Below are 741 nucleotides of genomic sequence, written 5' to 3' on the forward strand. Positions count from 1 at the left end.
TCCCGACGCCAGGCGACCAGCTTTTGAATGCGTCCGCAACGGTCGTCTGGCCACCCGCATCGGCCGCCTGTCCGCCGTGCTGCCCGGCATAGTCGCCCAGCGCCTTGAACAGCTCCATGCATTCGCCAAGCAACTGCAGCAGCTCCTGCCGGTCGAGCTGATCACCGCCCGCCTGCATATACGCGTAAGTCGTCAGCATCATGCCCTGCGCGGCCCTCAGCGCCGCAGCGGCATCCGTGGCCAGCTCCGCGCCCTCGCCCCGCTTCACGCCTTGCCCATTCTCGCGTGGGTGCGTGAGATACCCCAGGTTCAGCTGCGACGCCGCATGCTCGCTCGCCAGCTGCGCACTGATCTGCGCGGGCGTATCGTCCAGGCGCAGCTGGTTGTACCGCCGGCCGCTGATTTCGCGTGAGCGCATGCCCGATAGGTAGCGGTTGCCCGGCAGACTGCCAGTACCGCTGAACGTCGCCGGCATGTTGTGGCCATTGCTTAGCACTCCCGCGATATACATCTTGTCGGGATCGCCGTTCGCAAAGTCCAGCAGGACCTCCATGCCCGCTCGCAGCGGCATCTGCTGGCCGAAGCAGTCGCCCGCCCAGCCCGACAGCATCCGCACCCACGCGCTGTCCGCCGGCGTGCCGCTCGTGCCTGCGCCGCTGGCGTGCGCATGGTCGGCGCTGGCGAGCCCCTGGATCTGCACCTTGTGCCTCCCGTATTCGTCGGTGTAGACCTGCTCCCCTT

General features: G+C 67.5%; 1 protein-coding gene. It reads right to left on the reverse strand.

Annotated elements, in window-relative coordinates:
* A partial coding sequence (locus BO1_RS56095) for a type VI secretion system Vgr family protein (RefSeq protein WP_043289413.1) occupies positions 1–741 on the reverse strand: 741 nt, incomplete at both ends.

Origin of the sequence: Paraburkholderia oxyphila NBRC 105797 (assembly GCF_000685075.1) — a bacterium.
Lineage (GTDB): Bacteria > Pseudomonadota > Gammaproteobacteria > Burkholderiales > Burkholderiaceae > Paraburkholderia > Paraburkholderia oxyphila.